27 protein-coding genes and 1 pseudogene are annotated in these 23,955 nt (G+C 70.8%); 14 read left to right on the top strand and 14 right to left on the bottom strand.

What is annotated here, in order from left to right:
- Together BLQ49_RS26795 and BLQ49_RS26790 are read right to left on the bottom strand one after the other, a co-directional pair.
- A partial coding sequence (locus BLQ49_RS26795) for an EipB family protein (protein ID WP_091722142.1) occupies positions 1-599 on the bottom strand: 599 nt, incomplete at its 3' end.
- Between the two features lie 135 nt (positions 600-734).
- Positions 735-2,579 (bottom strand): ABC transporter ATP-binding protein, encoded by a 1,845-nt coding sequence (locus BLQ49_RS26790; protein WP_091722139.1) that lies wholly within the window; start codon positions 2,577-2,579, stop codon positions 735-737.
- 101 nt (positions 2,580-2,680) lie between these two features.
- Here BLQ49_RS26790 and BLQ49_RS26785 point away from each other — a divergent pair, with 101 nt between their 5' ends.
- The gene (locus tag BLQ49_RS26785) at positions 2,681-3,256 is read left to right on the top strand and encodes a helix-hairpin-helix domain-containing protein (RefSeq protein WP_091722136.1); all 576 of its coding nucleotides are present in this window, start codon (positions 2,681-2,683) and stop codon (positions 3,254-3,256) included.
- A gap of 402 nt (positions 3,257-3,658) precedes the next feature.
- Here BLQ49_RS26785 and trpB read toward each other — a convergent pair whose 3' ends face one another.
- The 3 genes from trpB to BLQ49_RS26765 form a co-directional block, all read right to left on the bottom strand.
- Complete coding sequence (gene trpB, locus BLQ49_RS26775; RefSeq protein WP_091722133.1) at positions 3,659-4,900, bottom strand: tryptophan synthase subunit beta; 1,242 nt, start codon at positions 4,898-4,900, stop codon at positions 3,659-3,661.
- Between the two features lie 121 nt (positions 4,901-5,021).
- Positions 5,022-5,339, bottom strand: coding sequence for a helix-turn-helix domain-containing protein (locus BLQ49_RS26770; RefSeq protein ID WP_091722147.1), 318 nt, complete (start codon positions 5,337-5,339; stop codon positions 5,022-5,024).
- Positions 5,317-5,712, bottom strand: coding sequence for a type II toxin-antitoxin system RelE/ParE family toxin (locus tag BLQ49_RS26765; RefSeq protein WP_091722130.1), 396 nt, complete (start codon positions 5,710-5,712; stop codon positions 5,317-5,319). Before BLQ49_RS26765 ends, BLQ49_RS26770 begins: the two co-directional genes overlap by 23 nt.
- A gap of 316 nt (positions 5,713-6,028) precedes the next feature.
- Between BLQ49_RS26765 and msrA the strand changes: the two genes are divergently transcribed.
- Positions 6,029-6,745, top strand: a complete 717-nt coding sequence (msrA, locus tag BLQ49_RS26760; RefSeq protein WP_091722127.1) for a peptide-methionine (S)-S-oxide reductase MsrA — start codon at positions 6,029-6,031, stop codon at positions 6,743-6,745.
- 136 nt (positions 6,746-6,881) lie between these two features.
- On the opposite strand, the gene BLQ49_RS26755 is transcribed toward msrA, so the two are convergent.
- The 4 genes and pseudogenes from BLQ49_RS26755 to BLQ49_RS26740 all read right to left on the bottom strand — a co-directional run.
- Positions 6,882-7,808, bottom strand: a complete 927-nt coding sequence (locus BLQ49_RS26755; protein WP_091722124.1) for a prephenate/arogenate dehydrogenase family protein — start codon at positions 7,806-7,808, stop codon at positions 6,882-6,884.
- A 7-nt stretch (positions 7,809-7,815) separates the two neighbouring features.
- The gene (locus BLQ49_RS26750; RefSeq protein ID WP_091722121.1) at positions 7,816-8,931 is read right to left on the bottom strand and encodes a pyridoxal phosphate-dependent aminotransferase; all 1,116 of its coding nucleotides are present in this window, start codon (positions 8,929-8,931) and stop codon (positions 7,816-7,818) included.
- A gap of 118 nt (positions 8,932-9,049) precedes the next feature.
- On the bottom strand, positions 9,050-9,469 hold the full coding sequence (locus tag BLQ49_RS26745) for a type II toxin-antitoxin system HicB family antitoxin (RefSeq protein ID WP_091722119.1): 420 nt from the start codon (positions 9,467-9,469) through the stop codon (positions 9,050-9,052).
- Positions 9,469-9,627 (bottom strand): annotated as a pseudogene (locus BLQ49_RS26740) (type II toxin-antitoxin system HicA family toxin); the annotation flags it as partial. The gene BLQ49_RS26745 and the pseudogene BLQ49_RS26740, both read right to left, overlap by 1 nt.
- Before the next feature lie 271 nt (positions 9,628-9,898).
- On the opposite strand from BLQ49_RS26740, the gene BLQ49_RS26735 reads away from it, so the two are divergent.
- From BLQ49_RS26735 to cysC, 8 genes are all read left to right on the top strand, one after another.
- The gene (locus BLQ49_RS26735) at positions 9,899-10,195 is read left to right on the top strand and encodes a DUF1488 family protein (RefSeq protein ID WP_091722116.1); all 297 of its coding nucleotides are present in this window, start codon (positions 9,899-9,901) and stop codon (positions 10,193-10,195) included.
- 143 nt (positions 10,196-10,338) lie between these two features.
- A complete protein-coding gene (locus BLQ49_RS29920; protein ID WP_167627797.1) occupies positions 10,339-10,506 on the top strand; it encodes a hypothetical protein in 168 nt (55 codons plus the stop codon).
- Positions 10,507-10,587: 81 nt separating this feature from the next.
- Complete coding sequence (locus tag BLQ49_RS26730) at positions 10,588-10,767, top strand: hypothetical protein (RefSeq protein ID WP_091722114.1); 180 nt, start codon at positions 10,588-10,590, stop codon at positions 10,765-10,767.
- Positions 10,768-10,850: 83 nt separating this feature from the next.
- Entirely contained in the window at positions 10,851-11,009 is a 159-nt protein-coding gene (locus tag BLQ49_RS29915; RefSeq protein ID WP_167627796.1) for a hypothetical protein, read from the top strand.
- A 147-nt stretch (positions 11,010-11,156) separates the two neighbouring features.
- Positions 11,157-12,362: a homoserine O-acetyltransferase MetX gene (gene metX, locus BLQ49_RS26725; RefSeq protein ID WP_091722111.1), complete on the top strand. Its 1,206-nt coding sequence runs from the start codon at positions 11,157-11,159 to the stop codon at positions 12,360-12,362.
- A complete protein-coding gene (gene metW, locus BLQ49_RS26720; protein ID WP_091722108.1) occupies positions 12,359-13,063 on the top strand; it encodes a methionine biosynthesis protein MetW in 705 nt (234 codons plus the stop codon). Before metX ends, metW begins: the two co-directional genes overlap by 4 nt.
- Positions 13,064-13,318: 255 nt before the next feature.
- Positions 13,319-14,440: a hypothetical protein gene (locus tag BLQ49_RS26715; RefSeq protein ID WP_091722106.1), complete on the top strand. Its 1,122-nt coding sequence runs from the start codon at positions 13,319-13,321 to the stop codon at positions 14,438-14,440.
- Between the two features lie 69 nt (positions 14,441-14,509).
- Positions 14,510-15,160 (top strand): adenylyl-sulfate kinase, encoded by a 651-nt coding sequence (gene cysC, locus BLQ49_RS26710; protein ID WP_091722145.1) that lies wholly within the window; start codon positions 14,510-14,512, stop codon positions 15,158-15,160.
- 186 nt (positions 15,161-15,346) lie between these two features.
- Here the strand turns inward: cysC and BLQ49_RS26700 are convergent, their stop codons facing one another.
- From BLQ49_RS26700 to BLQ49_RS26690, 3 genes are read right to left on the bottom strand one after another with little or no spacing between them, the layout of a single operon-like run.
- Positions 15,347-16,696: a sensor histidine kinase gene (locus tag BLQ49_RS26700; RefSeq protein WP_091722100.1), complete on the bottom strand. Its 1,350-nt coding sequence runs from the start codon at positions 16,694-16,696 to the stop codon at positions 15,347-15,349.
- Positions 16,693-17,361 carry a response regulator transcription factor gene (locus BLQ49_RS26695; protein WP_091722096.1) on the bottom strand — a complete coding sequence of 223 codons (669 nt, stop codon included), beginning with the start codon at positions 17,359-17,361 and terminating at the stop codon, positions 16,693-16,695. The genes BLQ49_RS26700 and BLQ49_RS26695 overlap by 4 nt, the downstream gene beginning before the upstream one ends.
- A gap of 15 nt (positions 17,362-17,376) precedes the next feature.
- Complete coding sequence (locus BLQ49_RS26690; protein ID WP_208859121.1) at positions 17,377-17,679, bottom strand: PepSY domain-containing protein; 303 nt, start codon at positions 17,677-17,679, stop codon at positions 17,377-17,379.
- A gap of 111 nt (positions 17,680-17,790) precedes the next feature.
- Between BLQ49_RS26690 and BLQ49_RS26685 the strand changes: the two genes are divergently transcribed.
- Positions 17,791-18,375: a thermonuclease family protein gene (locus BLQ49_RS26685; protein WP_091722088.1), complete on the top strand. Its 585-nt coding sequence runs from the start codon at positions 17,791-17,793 to the stop codon at positions 18,373-18,375.
- Positions 18,376-18,585: 210 nt separating this feature from the next.
- Complete coding sequence (locus BLQ49_RS26680; protein ID WP_091722085.1) at positions 18,586-18,837, top strand: hypothetical protein; 252 nt, start codon at positions 18,586-18,588, stop codon at positions 18,835-18,837.
- 9 nt (positions 18,838-18,846) lie between these two features.
- On the opposite strand, the gene BLQ49_RS26675 is transcribed toward BLQ49_RS26680, so the two are convergent.
- Together BLQ49_RS26675 and BLQ49_RS26670 are read right to left on the bottom strand one after the other, a co-directional pair.
- Positions 18,847-19,833, bottom strand: a complete 987-nt coding sequence (locus BLQ49_RS26675) for a catalase family peroxidase (RefSeq protein ID WP_091722082.1) — start codon at positions 19,831-19,833, stop codon at positions 18,847-18,849.
- Positions 19,834-20,025: 192 nt separating this feature from the next.
- Positions 20,026-22,332: a lytic transglycosylase domain-containing protein gene (locus tag BLQ49_RS26670; protein WP_091722080.1), complete on the bottom strand. Its 2,307-nt coding sequence runs from the start codon at positions 22,330-22,332 to the stop codon at positions 20,026-20,028.
- 200 nt (positions 22,333-22,532) lie between these two features.
- On the opposite strand from BLQ49_RS26670, the gene dapA reads away from it, so the two are divergent.
- Both dapA and smpB read left to right on the top strand, forming a co-directional pair.
- Positions 22,533-23,432, top strand: coding sequence for a 4-hydroxy-tetrahydrodipicolinate synthase (gene dapA / locus BLQ49_RS26665; protein WP_091722077.1), 900 nt, complete (start codon positions 22,533-22,535; stop codon positions 23,430-23,432).
- 16 nt (positions 23,433-23,448) lie between these two features.
- Positions 23,449-23,922 carry an SsrA-binding protein SmpB gene (gene smpB, locus BLQ49_RS26660; RefSeq protein ID WP_091722074.1) on the top strand — a complete coding sequence of 158 codons (474 nt, stop codon included), beginning with the start codon at positions 23,449-23,451 and terminating at the stop codon, positions 23,920-23,922.
- Positions 23,923-23,955: the final 33 nt, after the last annotated feature.

Below are 23,955 nucleotides of genomic sequence, written 5' to 3'. Positions count from 1 at the left end.
ACCGCGAAGGTGTCGTAAACCTTCTTCCCGTCGTCCGAGCCGTCATAGACCTTCACCGAGAGGGTCGACTGGCCCGCCCGCGCCGCCTCGATCAGGCGCCGCATGTGCTCGCTCGGGAACAGCACCGGCCCGTCCACGGTGAAGGGCTTGGGACCGCCCTTCAGCTTCACCGTGAGGGCGTTCCCCTGGTCGGTGGCGGTCCCGTCCACCGGGGCGGCGGGTTGGTTGTTGGTCAGCGTCGTGGTCTTGAACCGGAACTCGCGGCCCTGCCCGCCCTCGAACGTCGTGCTGCGCATGTCGGACAGACGGGTTCCCGTCTCGCCCGACGAGAGTTCCGTCACCTGCCGGGTCAGCATCGTGTAGCCGCGGCAGGCATCGCCCCGGAAGTCGATGACGATCCGCCCGCGGGCGCTCTCCACCGAGCGGCTGCTGCCGCCCTCGTCGAGCGACAGGTCGTAGACGGCCCGGTGGTTGGCGAGCACGATCGCGGGGGCCGGCGGCTTGGCCTCCGCGTCCGGCGCGGCGGGCGGGGCCGCCTGCGCGCCCCAGGCGGAGACGAGAAGGCCGGCCGTCAGCAGACGGGAAGGGCGCAGGCGCATGAAAGACCTCGGTTCAATCCGCGGCAGATAGCAGGCTGGACGAATCGGGCAATCCTCGGGCCGCGCGGGGGACTGGGCGGTCGTGCCGCGGCGCGGGACCGGATGACCCCGCCGGCGGCGGGTTGGCTGCGCCCCTCACCGGTAGCCCTCCGCCTGCAGGGTGAACAGCTCGGCGTAGCGTCCGCCCCGCGCCATCAGCTCGGCGTGGCTACCCTCTTCCAGCATCCGGCCGCCCTCCAGGACGAGGATCCGGTCGGCCATGCGCACCGTGGAGAAGCGGTGCGAGATCAGCACCGTCGTGCGCCCGGCCGACAATTCACGGAACCGCGCGAAGACATCATGCTCGGCCCGGGCGTCGAGGGCGGCGGTGGGCTCGTCGAGGATCAGGATCTCGGCGTCGCGCATGTAGGCCCGCGACAGGGCGACCTTCTGCCATTCGCCACCCGAGAGATCGAGGCCGCCCGAGAACAGCTTGCCCAGCGGTTGGGCGTAGCCCTCGGGCAGGCGCTCGATCACCGGGGCTGCGAGCCCCCGGACGGCCGCGGCGGCGATCCGGTCGCCGTCCCCAGCGGCCTCGATCCGGCCGACCGCCACGTTTTCGCCGGCGGTGAGCTGGAATCGGACGAAATCCTGGAAGATCGCCCCGATGCGCGCCCGCAGGTCGTCGAGATCGTATTCCGGCAGCGGAACGCCGTCGAGGAGCACGCGGCCCTCATGCGGATCGTAGAGCCGGGTCATCAGCTTGACGATCGTGGTCTTGCCGGCGCCGTTGCCGCCGACCAGCGCAACCGTCTCGCCCGCCTGCACCGTGAAGGACAGGCCGCGCAGCGCCCACGTCTCCGTGCCGGGATAGCGGTAGCCGACCTCCTCGAAGACCAGCCCCGCGCGGATCGGGCTCGGCACCGGCACGGGGCACGCGGGCCTGCGGATCTGCGGCGTGATCGCGAAGAACGAGAAGAAGTCATCGAGGTACTGGGCTTGGCCCGTGATCTGGGTCAGACCCAGGAGCAGCCCCTCGATGCCGCCGCGCAGGCGCTGGAAGGACCCGGCCAGGAAGGCGAGGTCCCCCACCGAGAACGAACCCGCCACCGTGCGCCAGACGATCACCGCGTAGGCGGCATAATAGGCGAGCGTCCCGAGGCTCGCGAAGGCGAAGCCCCAGCGGGCGCGGGCGGTGGCGAGGCTCCGGTTCTCCGCGAGCAGGCGCCCGGCCCCCTGCGCGTAGATGCCGTTGAGATAGCCCGAGAGGCCGAAGAGCTTGATCTCCTTGGCGGTCTCGACGCTGGCGCCCACGTAGCGCAGGTAGTCGAGCCGGCGCCGCTCCGGGCTGCGGAACCACGCGAGGCGATAGCCGGCCTTGGTGAAGTGCCATTCGTTGAGGAGCGCCGGCACCAGGGCGGCGGCGATGAGCACCACCAGCCAGGGCGTGAAGGCCGCGACGCCGATGGCCAGCGAGACCAGTGTCACCAGCGTCTGGAACTGCCCGAGCACCGTCGCGATGAGGCCGGTGCGCCCGCTGACCTGCCGGCGCGCCCGCTCCAGCCGGTCCTGCTGGGCGCTGTCCTCGAACTGCGCGAGGTCGAGCGCCGCGGCATGCGCCATCAGCCGCAGGGACGCTACGTTGGCGTAGAGGTCGCCGAGCAGGGTCTCGGTGAGGTTCGTGAGCCGGCCGGTCAGGTCCGCCATCAGGGCCAGGCCGAACTCGGCCGCCACCAGCCCGGCGAGCCGGGCTCGGCCAGGATCGGCGAGCCATTCCGTCAGCCCTGCCCCCGGCACCGGCCGGGCATGCTCGGCCACGATCCCGTCGAGGATCAGCTTGGCGAGGTACAGGGTCAGGACCGGCAGGCAGGCGGCCAGGAGGCGCAGGGCCAGGCTTGCGGCGAGGAGCCGCGGGCTCGCCGCGGCGATCTCGCGGAACAGGGTCGGCAGATAGCGCAGGGCGCCGAGACGCGCACCGGGGCGGTCCGTCCGCTCCGTCATCGCGGGGTAATCCAACGCTGAAGAGCGTCGGCTGGTTGGCCGAAACGCGACGAAAGCATAATCTGTAGCATTATAGAGGCTTAGATCTCGTCGAGTTGTGTGTGCTCAGCGGCCCAGCGATCCTCAGAATTTCTATTCTCCTCATCATCGCCGGCATCCTCGCCGCGGTGGTGCAAATCCTGTTGCCGAGCCCGGCGCCCGCGCCGCTGCCCCCATCCGCGCCCGCTCAAGTGGCGGAGTCACCCGCCCCCGTCCAGCCGGCCCCGCCGGCGCCCGCGCCGCCAGCCGCGGCGGCCAGGCCCGACCGGGGGGCGAGCGCCCTGCCGCAGACCGCCACACCGCCGCCGGCCGCAGCGGCCCCCGCTCCGGTCCAGATGCCGTCCGACGCCCTCGCCTTCCCGTCCGATCCGGTCGCCCCGGCACAGCCGCAGGGGCAGGAGGCGGCCGGGCAGGCTGAGATCGACAAGGCGGAGGACAGCGCCGGGCTCCGGGCCCTGGCTGTGGTCGACCTGAACACCGCCTCGGTGGCCGATCTCAACCGCCTGCGGGGCGGCGGCGCCATCGGCCGGTCGATCGTCGCCAAGCGCCCCTACGCCTCGGTGGACCAGCTCCTGTCGAAGCGGGTCCTCAGCCGGGCCGTCTACGAGCGGATCAAGGATCAGGTGACGGTGCGGTGAGGCGGCCGAGGGTATAGCTTAGGTCGATCTAAGATATCCCACGGTCCTCGACATGCCGCTCTGCGCCAAGGATCCACAAAGAGATGCGCTTGAGACGGACCTCATGATGCCGCCGGATACGCGTGACACGGACGCGGTGTCCCGCACCCGCTAGAACAAGACCGACCGTCAGACGCGGAAGCGCACTGCTCGAACGGACGTTCGATTTCGTAAGCGCGCTCCACAAACGCGTCGGGCCGGATCCAAAGCCGGCCGCCGCCGCGTTCATTGACGCTCTCTACGAGCGCCGTTGAGGCTGCGCGCGTTCGGTGGACGCTCGTGTGGACAGGGGGCCTGAACCCGATTGGCCTTCCTAATCTGGGCGGCCGTGACACGATTCAGGCCGAGGGTCGAACCGCGCCCTCAGAGCGTCGTCCCAAAGATTTCCGCAACCTGCGGGATATCCTTGTCGCCGCGGCCGGACATGTTCATCACCATCAGGTGCTCGGCCGGGCGCTGGGGCGCGAGTTCCAGCACCTTCGAGAGCGCGTGGGCCGGCTCCAGGGCGGGGATGATCCCCTCCAGCATGGAGCAGAGCTTGAATGCCTCCAGCGTCTCGGAATCGGTCGCCGACAGATAGGTGACCCGGCCCATCTCGTGGAGCCACGCGTGCTCGGGCCCGATGCCCGGGTAGTCGAGGCCCGCCGAGATCGAGTGCGCGTCGGCGATCTGCCCGTCGCCATCCATGAGCAGGTAGGTGCGGTTACCGTGCAGCACGCCTGGCTTGCCGCCGGTGAGCGAGGCCGCGTGCAGGCCCGACTGGACGCCATGGCCGGCCGCCTCGACCCCGAAGATCTCGATCTCGCGGTCGTCGAGGAACGGGTGGAACAGACCCATGGCGTTCGAGCCGCCGCCGATGCAGGCGACGAGGGAATCCGGGATCCGGCCCTCCTGGGCGATCATCTGCTCGCGGGTCTCGCGGCCGATCACCGACTGGAAGTCGCGGACCATCGCCGGGTACGGGTGCGGGCCCGCCACCGTGCCGATGCAGTAGAACGTGTCGGCGACGTTGGTGACCCAGTCGCGCAGGGCCTCGTTCATCGCGTCCTTGAGGGTCTTGGTGCCGGATTCCACCGGGACCACCTCGGCGCCGAGCATCTTCATGCGGAAGACGTTGGGCGCCTGCCGGGCGACGTCGACCGCGCCCATGTAGACGACGCACTTGAGCCCGAACCGCGCGCAGAGGGTCGCGGTGGCGACGCCGTGCTGGCCGGCGCCGGTCTCGGCGATGATCCGCGGCTTGCCCATGCGGCGGGCCAGCAGAATCTGGCCCAGCACGTTGTTCACCTTGTGGGAGCCGGTATGGTTCAGCTCCTCGCGCTTGAAATAGACCTTGGCCCCCTGCCCCGCCGGCGCCTTGGCGCGCAGGTGCTCGGTGAGGCGCTCGGCGTAGTAGAGCGGGCTCGGCCGGCCGATATAATGGGTGCCGTAGCTCTCCATCTCGGCCTGGAAGGTCGGGTCCTTCTTGGCCGCCTCGTAGGCCGCCTCCAACTCGAGGATCAGCGGCATCAGCGTCTCGGCGACGAAGCGGCCGCCGAAGATGCCGAAGCGGCCGCGCTCGTCGGGGCCGGTGCGGAAGGAGTTGGGCTCGGGGGCGATGGTCACGGGACGGATCCTGCGAAAGGCGATCGTTTGCCGGGTGCCTAGACCCATGCGGCCGCCGCCGCAATGCGGCCTCCCGCCCACGTAACCGGATTGGACGCGGATCGGCCGGCAGACGATCCGCTTACAGGATGGCGTCGATACCCTTCCGGCTGGCGAGGGCGAGCAGCTTCAGCGACGGCCCGCCGGGCTTCTTCTCGCCCCGCTCCCATTTGCTGACGAGGGACGTGGTCACGTTGAGGGCCTTGGCGAAGATCGCTTGGCTCATCTGGGCGGTTTCGCGGATGGCGCGGATCGCCTGCGGATCCAGGGGCTCCACAGGTGTCAGGCACGAGAGATCGAACCGGCGCAGGGTCGCCTTGTCGATCGCTCCGGCCGCATGGAGATCCTGAGCAACCAAATGCGCCGACCGGAGTGCATCACTGCGATAGGTCTTCTTCACGCTTCCCATCGTCGATCCGTCTCCAGCTTTGCGCCGCCGCGACGCGCATCAACGCCTCGTCGCTGAGGCTGGTCAGAGTTACCGCGAGGTCGCGGAAGACCTCCGTTTCTGCCTTGGACAAGTTCGCTTTGGTGTTCTTGGCAAACACATGCAGGAAGACCGCGACCTCCCCGCGCCTGTAGGCGATGATGCTGCGGAAGCCGCCGGAGCGGCCCTGTCCTTGGCGGGGAATGCGCTGCTTGATCAGTGCGAGCCCGAGCTGCGCATCGATCAGGTCTCGTTCGGCGCGGTTGATGGCTTCAATCAGGTCACTGTCGGTAACATTCAGCTTCGCGGCACGTTTCGCGAAATCGCGCGGTAGGAAGATGCGCATGCCGATACTTCGCGGAACGAGACTTGTTCAGGAATGCGTGCAGACTGCTCCTGTTGGCTTGCGCCTGGGTTGGCGATCCTAGGCTGGAGACATCCGGCCCAGCCGCCGATCGATCGGCTAGAAATATGGTCCTTAGTGCTATGATGCAAGCGCCACGGCTGGCGTAGTGGTCAGTGCGCTGGGAAGGTCGTGTTCGCGGCCGCCATACCGCTTCCCGCGATGCGTGGGAGATCGATGCATGGCGAGCCGGCTCGGGTAACCGCAACGTGCCTTTTGGCGAACCAGTGCACAGCACCGTATCCGGCAGGAGGACAGCATGGCTCTACGCGACACGATCCGCCCCCTCCTCGGGGCAGCCCTCGGGCTCGGCCTTGCGGGGGCGCTCCTGCTGCCGCGCCTGCCGGCGCTGGCCGAGGAGGCGCCCCGCCGCCTGCCGGAGCCCGCGACCCACGCGGCCGAAGGGCCGGGCTCGCACGTGGCGGTGTTTGCGGGCGGCTGCTTCTGGGGCGTGCAGGGGGTGTTCCAGCACGTGCGCGGAGTGACGAGCGCGGTCTCGGGCTATGCCGGCGGCAGCCGGGCCGACGCCGATTACCGGACGGTCAGCGGCGGCGGCACCGGCCATGCCGAGGCCGTGGCGGTGACCTACGATCCGGCCCAGATCCGCTACGACGAGCTGCTGCGGATCTTCTTCTCGGTCGCCCTCGATCCGACGCAGGTCGACCGCCAGGGCCCCGATAGCGGGCACCAGTACCGCTCGGCGCTGTTCCCGCAGGATGCCGAACAGGCGCGGATCGCCAAGGCCTACATCGCGCAGCTCGACGCGGCCAAGGCCTACGCGCGCCCGGTGGCCACCCGGATCGAGCCGGGTGCGGCCTTCTACCCGGCGGAAGCCTACCACCAGGACTTCATGGCGCTGCACCCGGGGCACCCGTACATCGCCGTCAACGACGCGCCGAAGCTCGAAGCCTTGCGCGCCCTGTTCCCGGAGCGGACGGCGGCGCAGCCGGTGCTGGTCAACCGACCGCCGGCGTGAGCGCTCTCACCGTCATCGCGAGCGCAGCGAAGTGACCCAGGGCAGCGCGACAGCCTTGAGCTTGGCGCCCCCTCTGGATTGTTTCGCTCCGCTCGCAAGGACGACGGGGCGATCACCGCGAGCCGTCCAGACTTCCCTACTCCTCCGGTGGCCGCGGCCGGCCGAAATCCGGCGCCGCGGTCTCCTGGCCCTGCGCCACGATGCTGCGCCGGATCGCCCGGGTGCGGGTGAACATCGCGTGCAGCGCCTCGCCGTCGCCCCAGCGCACCGCCTTGGCGAGCGCCGAGAGATCCTCATTGAACCGCCCGAGCATCTCCAGCACGGCGTCGCGGTTGTTGAGGAAGATGTCGCGCCACATGGTCGGATCCGAGGCGGCGATGCGGGTGAAATCGCGAAAGCCGCTGGCCGAGAACTTGATCACCTCGGATTGCGTCGCCTCCTCCAGCTCCGCCGCCGTGCCCACGATGTTGTAGGCGATCAGGTGTGGCAGGTGGCTGGTGATGGCGAGCACATGGTCGTGGTGGTCGGCGCTCATCGTCTCGACATTGGCGCCCATCCCCGCCCACAGGGCGCGGACGGTCTCGATCGCCGCCGGGTCGGTACCCTCGGGCGGAGTCAGGATGCACCAGCGGCCCTGGAACAGGGTCGCGAAGCCCGCATCCGGCCCGGAGAACTCGGTCCCGGCGATCGGGTGGCCGGGCACGAGGGCGACGCCATCGGGCAGGTGCGGCCGGATCGCCGCCACTACGGCGCCCTTGACCGAGCCGACATCCGACACGATCGCGCCCGGCTTGAGATGCGGCATCATCTCAGCCGCCGCCGCCCCGATGGCACCCACCGGCACGCACAGGATCACGAGGTCGGTGTCCGCCGCGCCCTCCGCCGGGTCGCCGGTGACGCTATCGGCGATGCCGAGTTCCTGGACTCGCGCGCGCACGGCCGGGTCCCGGTCCACCGCCACGATGGTGTGGGCGAGGCCGTAGCGCCGCGCCGCCCGGGCGATCGAGGAGCCGATCAGCCCGAGGCCGACGATGGCGAGGCGGCCGATCGCAGTCTCGGCCATGGGCGTCTCAGGCATGTGCGCCCCGCACGAAGTCGCCGAGCGCCGCCAGGAAGGCCGTGTTGGCCTCCGCGCTCGCCACCGTCACCCGCAGGGCGTTCGGCAGCCCGTAGGCGGTGACCCGGCGGGTGATGAGCCCGCGCTCGGTCAGGAACGCGTCCGCATCCGCGGCCGAGCGGCCGGGCTCGTCGGGGAAGTGGATCAGCACGAAATTCGCCACGCTCGGCGTGACCTCCAGACCAAGCGCCCGGGCGCCTTCGGTGAGCTTCGGCAGCCACTCGGCATTGTGGGCGGCGGCCGCCGCCATGTGGGCCTCATCGGCGATGGCGGCCGAGCCCGCGGCGATCGCCAGCCCGGAGACGTTGAACGGCCCCCGGATCCGGTTGACCGCGTCCACGACATGGGCCGGCGCCACCATCCAGCCGATCCGCACGGCGGCGAGGCCGTGGATCTTCGAGAAGGTCCGGGTCATCACGACGTTCTCGGATTCCAACGCGAGTTCCAGCCCGGCCGAGTAGTCGTTGGCCCGGACATACTCGGCATAGGCGCCGTCGATCACCAGCAGCACCTGCGGCGGCAGGCTGGCGTGCAGGCGGCGGATCTCGTCGAACGGCAAGTACGTGCCGGTCGGATTGCTGGGGTTCGTAACGTAGACGATCCGGGTCCGCTCCGTGACCCGGGCCAGGATCGCGTCGACATCGGTCGTGTAGTCGCGTTCGGGCGCCACCACGGCCTCGGCGCCCGAGGCCAGGATGGCGATCCGGTAGACCAGGAATCCATGCTCCGAGTAGATCCCCTCGCTCCCCGGCCCGCCGTACGCGTAGGCCAGCAGCGAGAGCAGCTCGTCCGAGCCCGCGCCGCAGACGATCCGCTCGGGATCGAGCCCGTAGCGCTTGGCGATGGCGGTGCGCAGGGCCGTGGCGCGCCCGTCCGGGTAGGTCTCGAGCTTGGCGGTTGCCTCGTGGAGGGCCGCCAGCGCCGCGGGGCTCGGGCCGAGCGGCGTCTCGTTGGACGAGAGCTTGTAGACCTTGCCGCCGCCGGGCCGCCCGCTCTTGCCGGGCACATAGGTGTCGATCGCCAGGACGCCGGGGCGCGGTTCCGGGCGGGCGGGTTGCGGGGCGGACATTGCGGGGCGACTCGATCTGCGCGGGGCGGAGGATTGTTCGCGCCCGTCTACAACATTTCCTTTGCCGGTGAACCCGGTGCTCCGCCATGCCGAGACTGCCACGCCGTCAGGTCCGGGATCACGCGGCCTGCGTGGTCACGACGATCTCGCGTCCGCATGCTGCGAGCGCCGCTTCGATCTGATCGAGGTGGGACTCATGATCGAGGTCCAGCAGCCGGTCGACCTGCGGTGGGTGCACTTGAAGCCGTCGGACCAGATCGGCCTTGCGGATGCCGGAATCCTGCATCGCGCGGTACAGTTCGAGCTTGAGCGCCGTGAGCGCCGACAGGGCGACCGCATGGCCGGTGGGTGCACCGGGCGACGGTGTCGGCTGTCGCGCCGTAATGCGCCCCTTGAGGGCCGTCGCGACCGCATCCGCGCCGTGGGCGAGCGCATCGGCCTCATCGGTGCCGAAGGTCGTGACCTCCGGCAGGTCCGGGCAAGTCACAAGCAGGGTTCCGTCGTCATCGGGCGTCAGGACCACGGGGTATTTCAGCATCAGCCCTCGTCCTTGATGTCGAGATCCTTCAGGATCTTCCGCCAGAGGCCGGTGCCGAGTTCCTTCGCGCCGCCATGCTGCGGCCGCACCGACATTCGACCCGCACGGCGGACGATCAGGTGTCCGCCCTTACCGGGTTCGAAGGTGCAACCACGCCGGGCGAGGAAGCGCTTGGCCTAGCTGCTGTTCATGAAACATGGCGCATCTGGTGCACCAATCGGGTTCTCGGAATGCAACAAATATGTTGTATTGCAAACCTCTGTCAACGAACTTTGAGCGCTGTTCACCGATCGTTTCCACTGAGGCGGAGTCCATGCCGTCTACACTCGCCCCGGCGGACAGTCCCGATCGCCTCATCCTGATCCCTACATGCACAGTCGGGTTGTCCTAAGTGTTGTCGTCTCGCCCTATCGAAAACGGAGCGACCCCATGCCCCTCACACGCTACCTGGACGGCGGCGCCCACATCCTGCCCGCCGATGACTCCCTGATCCGATTCGCCATGACCAACGGCGAGCGGGTGATCGGCATCGACGTGCCGATCCCGGTGCTGCGCCAGCACTTCGGCGCGGGGGCCGACGTGGCACCCCTCGACCTGTTTGCCCGCAACCAGGCGGCGATCGAGGCGGCGGCCAGCCGCGCCTACGACCGGACCGAGACGCCGAACGACCTGCTCGACATGGGGCCGGAAGATTTCGACACGGGGCCAGCCCCGGCCAGACTCTAAACGCAACCATCCACCCGCGCCGGCCGCGGCAAAACCGGCGACGCGCAAATGCCGCGGGGCACGCGCCACGTTTCGGCCTGTTGAATCCGGAGACAGGGCGCAACGGGCGTGCCGCGCCCGGCTTACGCGTGGATGGTTCGAGAATGCCCGGTGACCTGATCCCCTGCAGCCTGTTCCTGATCGGGATCCTCACCTCGGTCGCCGCGGATTGCCGCCTGCGACGCGCGGAGGCGGCGCCATGGGCCAATGGCTGCATCACGGCGGCCGGCGCCGCTCTGGTCTTCGCCGCTTGCGCGGCGGCGATGCGCTGAGGAACCGTCAGGCATCAGGCCCATTTCCCCAGCGGACATCGGCTGCCGTGTGGCTGGCGCGGTCGGCGGGGTGAGGTTCTCATGGTTTCGCTACAGGCCCTGGCTGGCTGCGCTCTCGTGCTGGCTGGGATGGTGATTGAGAGCGCGGCGAGCCGGCACTGGTGGGCCGGGGGCGGCGCAGACCGGCTGGATGCCCGGGCCGCCCTCGCCCTCGTCCTGCCGGCCCTGGGTCTGGCGCTGCTGGCTGCGCCGATCGCCTAAGGCCAACAGGCGCGCGTGCTCGGCCGCACTGCGAGGCCCGAGGACTCGATCTAAACCTTCGTCATTGCGAGACGGAGAGAGACATGAGCCAGTTTTTCGACATCGTCCGGGACGGCGCGGCCTGCATGGTCGAACCCGCATGGATGCGGACGAGGCAGGTGCTGGCGTCGGCCACCGCAGATCGGTCGGTCGAAGCCCGTTGGACGGCTTGTGCCTTAGACTGGCGCGCCGGCAATCGGTAAAGCGGCATCGGCGGCGCGCGTTGACGCTCGCCGCCCCGCGCATTACCTCCGAGGCCTCGCTGGCCGCATCGGGCGAGGGCGGCGCGTCAGGCGAAACCGTGCTCTCCCGGATCGGCCCGCCCGGAGACACGGTCTTCAAGACCCGCCATGGATATCCAACCGGACACGGCCCTCCGGCCGGACCCGATCGACGAGCCGGCCCGGCGTGCCTCCGAGCGCTCGCAGGCGCTCGAGCCGAAGAGCCCTGTCGCCCGATTCGGCGCGGACCGGCCGCTGCTCATGGATGCGGGCGTCGAACTCGCGCCCTTCCAGATCGCCTACCAGACCGCCGGCACCCTCAACGCCGCGCGCTCGAACGCGGTTCTAATCTGCCACGCGCTGACCGGCGACCAGTACTTCGCCCACACCCATCCGGTGACCGGCAAGCCCGGCTGGTGGGAAACCCTGGTCGGCCCCGGCAAGCCGATCGACACGGACCGCTACTTCGTCGTCTGCTCGAACGTCATCGGCTCCTGCATGGGCTCCACCGGCCCGGCCTCGATCGACCCGGCGACGGGCCGGCCCTACGGGCTGAACTTCCCGCTGGTGACGATCCGCGACATGGTCCGCGCCCAGGCGATGCTGCTGGAGCATCTCGGCGTCCGCGACCTGTTCCTGTGCATCGGCGGCTCGATGGGCGGGATGCAGGTGCTGCAATGGGCGGCGCTCTATCCAGAGCGCGTCTTCGCCGCGATGCCGATCGCCACCGGCCCCCGTCATTCGGCGCAGAATATCGCGTTCCACGAGGTCGGCCGGCAGGCGATCATGGCCGATCCCGCCTGGGCCGACGGGCGCTACCTTGAGGAGGGCACGCGCCCCGCCAAGGGGCTCGGCGTCGCCCGGATGGGCGCGCACATCACCTACCTGTCCGAGCCGGCGCTGCACCGGAAGTTCGGTCGCCGCTTCCAGGGCGGCTCGGCGCCGACCTTCTCGTTCAACGCCGATTTCCAGATCGAGAGCTACCTGCGCCACCAGGGCCTGAGCTTCGTCGAGCGGTTCGACGCCAACGCCTACCTCTATCTCACCCGGGCGATGGACTATTTCGACCTCGCCGAGGACCATGGCGGCGTGCTCGCCAACGCGTTCCGGGGCACCAGGACCCGCTTCTGCGTGATCTCGTTCACGTCGGACTGGCTGTTCCCGACCCGGGAATCACGCGCCATCGTCCACGCGCTCAACGCTGCCGCCGCACCGGTCGCCTTCGTGGAGGTCGAGAGCGACAAGGGCCACGACGCCTTCCTGCTCGATGAGCCGGCGATGTTCTCCGCCGCCCGCGGCTTCATCGACGCCGCTGCCCGGGCCCGCGGCCTATGAGCAGTTCCACCCTCGGCAAGATCGACCACGGCGCGCCCTGGGAGAGCGCGGACGCCCTCCCCCATGCCGGCGAGAACGGCGCGCCGCGGGTCGACCACCTCGTGGTGCTCGGCCTCGTCCCGGCGGGCGCCCGGGTCCTCGATATCGGCTGCGGCGACGGCTCGCTGCTGGCGCTCCTGCGCGACCGGCGCGGCATCGACGGGCGTGGGATCGAGCTGTCCCGGGAGGGCGTGAATGCCTGCCTCGCCCGGGGACTCTCGGTGATCCAGGGCGACGCCGACACCGACCTCGCCAACTACCCGGACGATGCCTTCGACGTGGTGGTCCTGTCCCAGACCATCCAGGCGACCCGCAACCCGCGGGTTGTGTTGGAACACCTGCTGCGGATCGGCCGGCAGGTAATCATCTCGTTCCCGAATTTCGGGCATTGGCGGGTGCGCTCGGAACTCGCCCTGCGCGGGCGCATGCCGGTCACCGAGATCATGCCGGATGCGTGGTGGGAGACCCCCAATATCCACCATTGCACGATCCGCGATTTCGTCGGGCTCTGCCGGCTGATCGGCGCCCGGATCGAGCACGCCACGGCGCTCAACGCCCGCGGCCGGCCGATGCGGTTCTCGATGCCCTGGTGGGTCTGGAACCTGTTCGGCGCGCAGGGCGTGTTCCTGCTCCGCCGCGACGGCGTGGAGAGCGGGCGCTAGGGCGTTCGCCCAATAGGCCCCCGGCTTCGGGATCGGCTCAGCGCAGTGCGCGGCCTGTATCCCTTCACGACATGTCCTGAAATAGATCAGAAACGCAGCTTGGCTATTTCTGATCGCGTTCCCGTGATCGGACCGTGATTACGGATCTACTCGGCTGTGTTTCCGGATATTCACGTCCGCGCGTCGCGCGTGGACTGTGCTCTGCCGTGTCGACACTGTCCGGGATCATAGAATCCAACAGGGTCGACAGGACACGTGCGACGCGCAATCGTCCATATCGGGATGCCGCGGACCGGCTCCACCGCGTTCCAGGAGGTGCTGGCGCGGTTGCGCCCGCGCCTCGACGCGGTCGGGATCTGCTACCCGAAACTCGCTGCCCCGGGTGCCCCGGAGAGCCTCGACGTCAATCACCACCGGCTCGGCCAGGGGCTCGACCGGCGCCGTCCTAAGGCGGAGCGCCGGGCCGGCCTCGCGCGGCTCGACGAGACCCTGGCCACGACCAAGGCGGACACGCTGATCCTCTCCTACGAGGATTTTGCCGTGCAGCGGGCGCGCTGGCGGGTTCCCGAGACCCTGGCTGGGATCTTCGCGCGGCACGGCTTCGCCCTGGAGACGGCCCTGGTCGTCAAGCCGCAGGCCGAGCAGCTGGCTTCCGCCTATGCCCTGCGGACCCAGGTCGTCGCCGAGGGCCGCACCTTCCGCGGCTTCCTGGGTGTCGAGGGGACCTCCGGGCGCTACGATTACGCCGCCCTGCTCGAGCCGTGGCGGCGGGTCTCGCAGGGCCGCGTGACCGCCGTGCCGTTCCGCGACTGCCGGTCGGACGCGCCGCTGCTCGCGCGGCTGGTCGGCGCCCTCGGCCTGAACGATCGCCTCGCCTCGCTGCTGACAGCGGCCGATCTGGAATACCGGACGAACCGGAGTTCGGGGCCGCTCGCGGTTGAAGCGGCGCGCCGCCTGTACCGGCTCGGCGTGCACCGGCAGGTGATCGGCCATCCGCGGCAGCTCGGCCATGTCGTCGATCGCTGGGCCTGGACGCGGGGCTTGGATTCGGAACGCTTCCGCGGCGACGCGCCGGAGGGGCTGGCCCGGGTCGCGGCGCGCTACGCCGACGCCAACGAGCGCTTCGCCGCTGCCTGCTGGGGCCGGCCCTGGGATGCCGTCATCGCGGCGGCGCCGGCCGCGCCCCCGAACGAACTCGCCGACTGGCCGGTCGCCCCGGAGACGGAGGCCCTAATCGCCGCGATGGTGCAGGCGGCGATGGATCACGTCGTCTTCCGGCCGGCGCCGGCCTGGCGTCGGCGGGCAGCCTCCCTGCTGGAGGACGTCAAGGAACGCCTCGGCGATGCGGCCGGATACCCGGCCTGGCGCGTGCGCTGACGCAGCGCCTCCCGCGCGATGTTCGATAACCGGCAGCCGCGTTCGCGGACGATGCCCCAGGCGGTGGATATGTGCGTCTTGCAGAAGATCCCGACCGGCGCCCCGCAGAGCCGCGTGACGTGGCACAGCCTCCAGCCCCGGGAGGACCGGTGGGCGCGCCTCGGCCAGGGGCCGGTCATCGCATGGCTGACCGGCCTGTCGGGGGCCGGCAAGTCGACCCTCGCGGCGGCGGCCGACCGGACGCTGGTGGCGGCCGGCCGGCACAGCGCGGTTCTCGACGGCGACAACCTCCGCCACGGGCTGAACGCCGACCTCGCCTTCACGCCGGAGGACCGCTCCGAGAACGTCCGCCGCACCGCCGAGGTGGCACGGCTGATGGCCGAGGCGGGCTCGGTGGTGATCGTCTCCCTCATCTCGCCGTACCGCGCCGACCGGGCGCTCGCCCGGCAGATCGCGGGCGATATCCCGTTCGTGGAGGTGTTCGTCGACACGCCGCTCGGCCTGTGCGAGGCCCGCGATCCGAAGGGCCTGTATCGGCTGGCCCGGGCCGGCCGGATCCCCGACTTCACCGGGATCTCGGCCCCCTACGAGGCGCCGGAGCGGCCGGACCTAACCATCGCCACGGAGGGCCGCCCAACGCAGGCCTGCGCCCGGACCTTGAGCGCGCTGCTCATGCGCCTGAGCCGCCCGGTCGAGGGCAAGGCGAAGCAGCGGCGGTGAATGGTCGAGGGTCGGCATCACTGCCATCATCCAACGCAACCCCCTCATCCTGAGGTGCCGGAGCGCAGCGGAGGCCACGAAGGAGCCCTCCAGGGGCCGCGCGGGTGGCTGGAGACCTCCTTCGAGACCCGCTGACGCGGTCACCTCAGGATGAGGCGGTGGATGGGATACGCGCTCGTTGTCCCGTCACCCGCCCGGCCACGTCAGCTCTGCCCGAAGGCCACCCAACTCCGAGCGCCCGAACACCAGTTGCGCCCCCGCGGCCTCGGCCACGTCCCGGGCGATGGCGATGCCGAAGCCGGTGCCCGGCCGGGTCTCGTCCCAGCGCTGGCCGCGCCCGATGCCGGCGATCGCCGCCGTGCTCATGCCGGGGCCGTCATCGTCCAAGGCGAGGGTCTGGCGCCCGGGTTCCGCCGCCCCGGTGATCCGCACGCGCCGGTGGGCCCATTTGCGGGCGTTGTCGAGGAGGTTGCCCAGCACCTCCATCAGCTCACCCTCCTCCCCCGGATAGGCGAGCGTCTCTGGCACTGAGACCACCCAGTCGAGGGAGCCCCCCTCGGGCAGCCGGCGCATGGTGGCGACCAGGCGCTCGGCCACCGGGGCGACCCGGCAGGAGCGCCGCCGCAGGTCGCCGGAGGCGGCGATCCGCGCCCGGGCGAGCGCCCGCTCCACCTGCCCGCCCATCGCCCGCGCCTGCTCGGCGATCTCGGCCGAAAGGGTCGGATCGGCGGGTTCGGTCCGGCGCGCCAGGGCGTCGAGCACGGCGAGCGGTGTCTTGAGGCCGTGGGCCATGTCGGCGGCCGCGTCCCGGGCGCGGATCAGCGCCCGCTCCTGTGCATCGAGCAACCGGTTGAGGTCGGCCACCAGCGGCCGGACCTCGTCCGGGAAATGCTCCGGCAGCCGCGTCCGCGTTCCGGCATGGACCGCCAGGAGATCCGCCTGCAGCACCCGGAACGGCGCCAGCGCCCGGCGCACGAACAGCGCCATCGCCAGCGTCAGCACCACGAACAGGGCCACGAGGGCCGGGACGAGCAGGCGCAGGAAGGTCGTCCGGCTCGCAGCGAGGTTGCGCCGGTCCTCCGCCACGATCACGCGCAGCTCGGTCTCGCCTCCACTTGGCCCGATCGTGAGGGGCTGGACCACCGCGATGAGCCGGCCGCCATCCGGCCCGGTCGTATCGACGGTGCCCGCCGCGTCCGCCCTACTCAGATCCAGGCTGCCTAGCTTCAGGCTTTTGTCCCAGAGCGAGCGCGACCGCAGGACGTGAGATCCCGCCTCCACCTGCCAGTACAGGCCGCCATAGGGCGTGGCGAAGCGCGGGTCCGGCGGCTCCCGGGAGAGGGTCGGGCTCCCGTCCGGCGCGAGGCTGACCCGCCCGGCGATCAGCTTGGCGGTTCGGTCGAGGCCGTCGGCGGTGCGCGTGTCCAGCACGCGGTCGAGGATCACGGTCAGCCCGATCCCGGCGAGCAGCAGCGCCAGGGCGATCAAAGCCGCCGCCGCGAGGCCGAGCCGCAGGCGGAGGGAATGGCGGCTCACGGCCCGTCCGACGCCGGGACGCAGTAGCCCTGGCCGCGGCGTGTCTCGATCACCCCCGGGCCGAGCTTGCGCCTGAGGCGGGTCAGCAGCGCCTCCAGGGCGTTCGCCTCGCGCTCGGTACCGACCCCGTGGAGATGATCGAGCACTTCGCCCGCCGGCACGACCTGCCCCGGCCGGTGCAGGAGGAACGACAGGAGCCGGTATTCCAGGGCGGTCAATTCGGTCGGACGGCCGTCGACGCTGACCGCCCGGGTGCGGGTGTCGAGCTCCACGGCGCCGGCGCGGAGCACCGGCGAGGCGTGGCCGGCGGTGCGGCGCAGGATCGCCCGCAGGCGCGCCACCAGCTCCTCCATGCGAAACGGCTTGACGAGGTAGTCGTCGGCCCCGGCATCGATGCCCTCGACCCGCTCGCGCCAGCCGTCCCGGGCGGTGAGGATCAGCACCGGCAGGGCGACCTCGGCGGCCCGCAGCCGCCGCAGCACGCCGAGCCCGTCGAGGCGCGGCAGGCCGAGGTCGAGCACCATGGCGTCGTAGGGCTCGGTCTCGGCGCGGAACCACGCGGCCTCGCCGTCCGCCACCACGTCGGCGACGTAGCCGGCCCGCTCCAGCCCCTGGCGGATATCGGCGGCGATGCGGGGCTCATCCTCGACGATCAGGACGCGCACGCGATCCGCCTCTCCTCAATCATCGTCGTCATCGTCCAGAATCTTGGCCGAGCGGGCATCGACCTTCACGGTCCGGCGCTTCCCGTCGGCGCCGAGAATGCGCAGCTTGTAGCGCCAACGCCCGTCGTCGCGCTTGAGATCGACCGACACCACATCGCCCGGCACCGCGGCTTGCGCCGCGCGCAGGATCTCGTCGAGGGGGCGGATCTCGCCCTTCTCCAGGGCTTGGCGGGCGCGGTCGGCGTCCTCGGAGGCGGAGGCGGGCGCGCCGACGAGGAGGCCGAGCAGGCAGAGACAGGCGGCGCGGCGGACGTTCATGCGGGCACGCGGTCGCATAGTCCACCTGACGGAAGGCTGACAGGCGCCGTCAGGGTGGCGGGGCGGGGCTTCGGCACAAGGGGTCCATACCCCGTCCGGAGACCTGAAACCATGTCGCTGATCCTCGGTGCCCTCCTCGCCTGTGCGGCCGGCGTCGCCGGCACCCTCCTCTGCCCCGATGAGAAGGCTGGACGCTCACGCCTGCCGGTGCTGGCGGCGCTGCTGGCCGGCGGCCTCGCCTGGCACGCACCCGCCCAGGCCGGCGAAGTCCTGCAAGGGCCCGCCCAGGTGATCGACGGCGGGACCCTCCGGGTCGGTGCGCATCAGGTTAGCCTGTCCGGCATCGTCGCGCCGGAGACCGACCAGACCTGCTCTGACGCGCAGGACCGGACCTATGCCTGCGGCCGGGATGCCGCCCGGGCGCTCGCCGGTCATATCGGCGGGGCGGCGGTCGCCTGCGAGATGCGGGGCGGCGGGGAGACGGGCGTGGCTCTCTGCCGGATCGGCGACGAGGATCTCGGCGCCTGGATGGTTGCCCAGGGTCTTGCCGTGCCCGAGCGCGATGCTGCGCCCGCCTATGCGGCGGCCGCCGACCGGGCCTGGGGGCGGCGCCTCGGCCTGTGGTCGGGGGTGTTTCAGGACCCGGCCGAGCGCCGCGGCCGTCACGCCGCGGCGGGTTTGCGCGCCGCGGGGTGACGTCAGTTCGGGTTTCGAAAGGGCGAGCCCTTTCGCGGGTGCAGGGCGGAGCCATGCTGTCGGGCTCTGCCCGATGTCGGGGCTCTGCCCCGACATCCTGCCAAAGGGCTGTGCCCTTTGGGATCCTGAAGCGGCCGGCGCACGGGAACGCTCCCGGGCGCGCCCGGTTGGTCCGGCGAGCCCGCCTCGCCGACGAACCGCGGAGGTCCCGTGAGACACCTGACACGCACCGTCCTGCTCGCCGGACTCCTCACCTGCGCCGCGGGGGTCACCTATGCCGCCGAAGGCAAGGATGACGGCTCCGTTGCCGGCCGCAAGGACGGCGCCTCTACGACCAGCATGGGCGCCGGCGGCCTGACCGGAACCGGCGCGACCCGGGACGGAGCCCGCATGGGCACCGAAAAAACGCAGACCGGTGGCGCGAAGCCGCCCTCAGCGCCCGCCGCCGGCACCACCCGCTGACCCGATGGGTTACTGCGAGCGCCGGCTGAACGAGACCGCGTAGGCCTGCACCCGGGCATCGATCAGCGGGTCGTCCGAGACCTCGATCCCGTCGGTGAGGTTGTTCGGCATGAACAGCAGCGCCTTCTCGGCCTCGGCGCTGTCCGGCACCGCCTTCGACACGGTCAGCGTGCCGAGATCCACGGTTTTGCGGTCGTCGGGCCAGGGCTTGGTGGCGTCGTTGGTCGGGTCGCCGGCTTGAGCGAGTTGGGCGAGCACGCGGAACTTCGCCGGCTCCTTCGCCACCCGGGGGCCGATCTCCGCCATCAGAAAGTTCGGATCGCGCTTGGCTGCCTCCTCGGGCGGCAGGATCTCTTCGCCCTGCACCGGCTCGATGCGGAAGCGGAACGGCTGCCGCTTGCCGTCCTTGTCGACGAAAATGAAGGCGTTGACGCCGTTATAAGTCTGCCGGGCGAGGCTCGTCGGGGTCTTGGCGGTCCCGCCCGCCATGGCGGCGGCCGGATGAGACGCGGCGAAACGATCAAGCGCGGTCGGGTGGGCCGCGTTCGGCCCGCTGTCGGCGACCGCCTTCAGGAGATCGCGGAACTCCTCGCCGGTGGCGACCGGGAAGTACTTCAGGGAGTTGGTGACGACGTCCATCTCCGAGCCGTCGCTGAGCTTGAACTTGAGCGCCAGGCCGTGCGGGTTGGCGTTGGCCGCGCCGTCCGGGATGGTCGGCACGCCGGTGGCGTCGGAGAAGCGGATCGTCACCGGCACCGCCGGCCCCTGGAACAGGGAGGCCTTGCTGATCTGGGCGGCCTCCGCCGACGGGGTGAAGCTGCCCTCGGCCACCATGCCCTTGGCGTGGTTGGCCCGCGCCCCGGGATGCTTGCCGAACAGCGTGTTCATCGCATCGACCGTCTGCTCGGCCGTGGAGGCCTCCTGGGCCAGGGCCGGCGCGGCGGCCGCGAGCGCGGTGCTCAGCAGGAGGGCGAAACCCAATCTCGAACGCGGCATGGGGAACCTCTTGGTAGCCACGGCCCGCCCGGGCCGGTCCACGCGGACCGGACTATCTTCTAGGGAGAGAAGGGCTGAAGGCACAACCGCAAGCTTCGCTGCGGCGGCGCGGGAGTTACGTCCCGACGGTGTGCTGCTGGTTGAGAACACCGTCTTTGCGAGCGTAGCGAAGCAAAGACGGTGGAGAGCCCGCTATCGCGCCCCGCGATGGAGGTCGCCGTCGATCAGCAGGGCGCTGCGGCTGTCGAGCCGGGAGCGGTAGACCTGCAGGTTCTCCATCACCCGCTGGACGTAGTTGCGCGTCTCGGTGAAGGGGATGCGCTCCACCCAGTCGATCACGTCGACGCCCGGCTTGCGCGGGTCGCCGTAGGCGTCGATCCACTTCTTCACGTTGCCGCCGCCCGCGTTGTAGGACGCGAAGGCCAGCACGTAGGAGCCGCGCCAATCCTCCATCAGCTCGCCGAGATGGGCCTGCCCCAGCTTGGCGCAATAGGCGGGATCGCTGGTCAGGCGGTCGACGTCGAACGATGCGGCGACCCGGCGGGCGGTGCGCTGGGCGGTGGCCGGCATCATCTGCATCAGCCCGCGCGCACCGACGCCCGATTGGGCGCGGGGATCGAACTGGCTCTCCTGCCGGGCGATGGCGTAGACCATGGCCCGCTCCACCTGCGGCACCGCCGTGTAGGTCTCGTAGGCCGGGATCCCAATCGTCGGGTAGGCGTGGGCGTAGAGCGGCAGGCCGCGCTGCACGGCGAGCTTGCCGATTGCCACCAGGGCGCGGGGATCCTTCATGTCGGTGGCGAGGTCGCCGAGCGCCTGCAATTCGCGCGGGTCGGAGAGGTCCCGCGCAGCATCGATGTAGAGCGGCAGCGCGAGATCCTTGATGCCGGCCTCGCCCAGCATCCGGAGGGCCCGGATGTAGAGCCGCCCCTCGAAGGCCTGCCGCTCAGGCCCGTCGAGGTCCGCCGGTGCCCGCAGGGGCAGGCTGGTCTGGCCGAGGCGCGCTCGCGCCACCTGCCCGTAATAGGCGATCGGCTGCAGGGCGGCCTTCTCGTAGAAGCTTTTCGCCGCGTCCGTCTGGCCGAGGGCCTCGGCCGCCCGGCCCTGCCAGTAGGCGGCCCGCGCCACCGAGATCGGGCTCTCGGCAACCGTGGCCATCTGGGCGAAGTGCTGCGCGGCGGCGGCCGGATCGCCGGTGAAGCGCAGCGCGATCCAGCCCGCGTGGAACTCGGCCTCGATCCGCTTCTCCGGCGTGCGGGCCGCCTGGGCGCTGGCCACCGCGTAGGCGGTCTTGGCGTCGCCGAGGTCGAGGAGCTTGCGTGCCACGATCCGGCGCTCGACCCACCACTCATCACCGTCGACCAGAACGTCCGGGTTGCTCGGCGCCGATGCGAGGATGGCGGCCGCCTCCTCGGGCTTGTCGGCCCGGCGGAAATACTGCGCCCGGGAGAAGATGTAGGAGGCGTCGCCGCGCAGCGACGGCGGCACGGCGGCCAGCGCCGCGGCGGCGCCGGAGGATTTGTCCTCGACGGCCCGGCGGGCGCGCACGAGGCTGGCATAGGAGCCCCCCGCGTAGCCGGCGGCCCGGCCGGCGCTCTCCCAATCGTCCTTCAGGAGCGCCCGCTCCATCCGGTAGCGATGGTCGACCCGGGTGAGCGCCTCCGGGAAGGCATCGAGCACCTTGGCCTCCAGGCTGCGCCCGAAACTCTCGGTGCGCCAGAGGTCGCGGACCATCTCGGCGGCATCGGCCTCGTAGCCGTCTGCGCGCAAAGCTAGCGCCAGGGCGAACTTGCCCGGCGCGCTCGCCGGCTTCGCCGTGGCGAAGAAGGCCCGCACCACCGCGGGGGGCTTGCGCTCGGAGAGCAGCGCCTCCTCGGCCCGGCGGCGCAGCAGGGGGCCGGCCGGCCAGTCTGGATTGGCTCGGGCGAAGGCGACCGTGCGGTTGAAGCCGATCCCGGCGCCCGCGCGGATCGCCACCCATTCGAGCAGCGCCTTCGCGGCCGGATCGGTGAAGCCGTCGCGCATCCGGTCGCCATCCGCGACTCGGCCCTTGCGGTAGAGGTCGATGGCGCCGCGCAGCAACGTCGGATCGGTGTCGCCGGAGATTTTGGGCCGGGCCGGATCCGGAACCTCGGGCACCGGCGCTGCCGGGGCGACGGCGGCGTCGGGCATCGGGAAGGCCACGGGAGCATCCGGATCGGCCGACGCGTAGGCCGAGGCCGCGGCGGGCAGCCCCCGGGGGGGCTCCTCCGCCTTCTCGTCGGAGACGTGGACCGGGTCGAGCTTGAGGGCGTCGGCCGCGACCGGATCGGCGGCCTTCTCGGCGCTCCGGACCTGCGCGGTGGAGAGGGCGGCGTCGCTCGCGGGCGGCGTGGGCTGCGTCGCGGAGGCATCCGGGCCGACCGGGCCGGCAAGGGCCACGCCGACGGTGGCGATGAGCGCGGCGGCGGCGATCGACGTGCGCTTCGGGGCCGGAGTCGAGGCCGCGGATCGGATCACGATGTCCCCCTGCTGCTCACCGAGGCGGGAAAGGCCGAGGATCGGGCGGCGACCATAAAGATCACGTTAACCGTGGCGACGATCTGTTTGCGCGCCGTGGCACGACCGCCTATGTCTGCCCGTCCGCGCCCGTAAGGTGCGGACCACGCGCGGCGCCGAGACCGTCGAATTCCCAGCTGGGACCCTTTGGGACGCCTGAGATGACCGAGATGACCGGGAGCCGCCTGCGGGGCTCGCTCACCGCGCTTGTGACGCCGTTCCGCGACGGCGCCTTCGACGAGGACGCCTTCCGGAAACTCGTGCGCTGGCAGCTCGAGCAGGGCAGCCACGGCCTCGTGCCGACCGGCACCACCGGCGAGAGCCCGACCCTCACCCATGCCGAGCACGACCGGGTTGTCGAGGCCTGCATCGACGAGGCGGGCGGGCGCGTGCCGGTCGTGGCCGGGGCGGGCTCCAACTCCACCGCCGAGGCGGTCGAGCGGGCGCAGCACGCCGAGCGCGCGGGGGCCAACGCCGTCCTGGTGGTGACGCCGTACTACAACAAGCCGACGCAAGAGGGCCTCTACGCCCACTTCAAGGCCGTCAATGATGCCATCGGCATTCCGATCATCATCTACAATATCCCGCCGCGCTCCGTCATCGACATGAGCGTCGAGACGATGGCCCGGCTCTTCGAATTGAAGAACATCGCCGGCGTGAAGGACGCGACCGCCAAGATCGACCGCGTCAGCCAGCAGCGTCAGGCCATGGGCGAGAGCTTCATCCAGCTTTCAGGCGAAGATGCGACGGCGCTCGCCTACAATGCCCAGGGCGGTCACGGCTGCATCTCGGTGGTGGCGAACGTCGCGCCCCGGCTCTGCGCCGACCTTCAGGAGGCGTCGCTCTCGGGCGACTACGCCAAGGCGCTGACCATCCAGGACCGGCTGTTTCCGCTCCAGGCCGGCCTGTTCGCCGAGGCCAACCCGGCGCCCGTGAAATACGCGCTGGCCCGGCTCGGCCATATCGCCGAGGAGTTGCGGCTGCCGATGGTCCCGGTCTCCGCGGCGACGCGGCGCATCGTGGACGACGCCCTGCGGCACGCTGGGCTGCTGGAAGGCTGAAGAGAGTCACAAGACAATGGCCCCGAAACCGGAGCCCGGCCGGCGCGTCGTCGCCGACAACCGCGCCGCGCGCTACCACTACACGATCGAGGACACGCTCGAGGCCGGCATCGCGTTGACCGGCACCGAGGTGAAGTCCCTGCGCGGTGGCAAGGCGACGATCGGCGAGGCCTATGCCGGCCCCTCCGGCTCCGACCTGATGCTGTTCAACGCCTACATCCCGGAATATCTGGAGGCGAACCGCTTCAACCACGATACGAAGCGCCCGCGCCGCCTGCTGCTGCACCGCCGCCAGATCAACAAGCTGATCGGCGCGACCCAGCGCCAGGGCTACACGGTGGTGCCGCTGAAGATCTACTTCAACGACAAGGGGCGGGCGAAGGTCGAGCTCGGGCTCGGCAAGGGCAAGCAGGCCCACGACAAGCGCGAGGCCGTGAAGGAGCGCGACTGGCAGCGCGACCGGGCGCGGTTGATGCGGGATAGGGGGTAGGGACGAACCACGCTTCTACCCGTCCAGATATCG

The sequence above is a fragment of the Methylobacterium phyllostachyos genome (assembly GCF_900103445.1).
Lineage (GTDB): Bacteria > Pseudomonadota > Alphaproteobacteria > Rhizobiales > Beijerinckiaceae > Methylobacterium > Methylobacterium phyllostachyos.
Note: the sequence above shows the minus strand (reverse complement) of the source record. Positions and strands in the feature narration are given on the sequence as shown.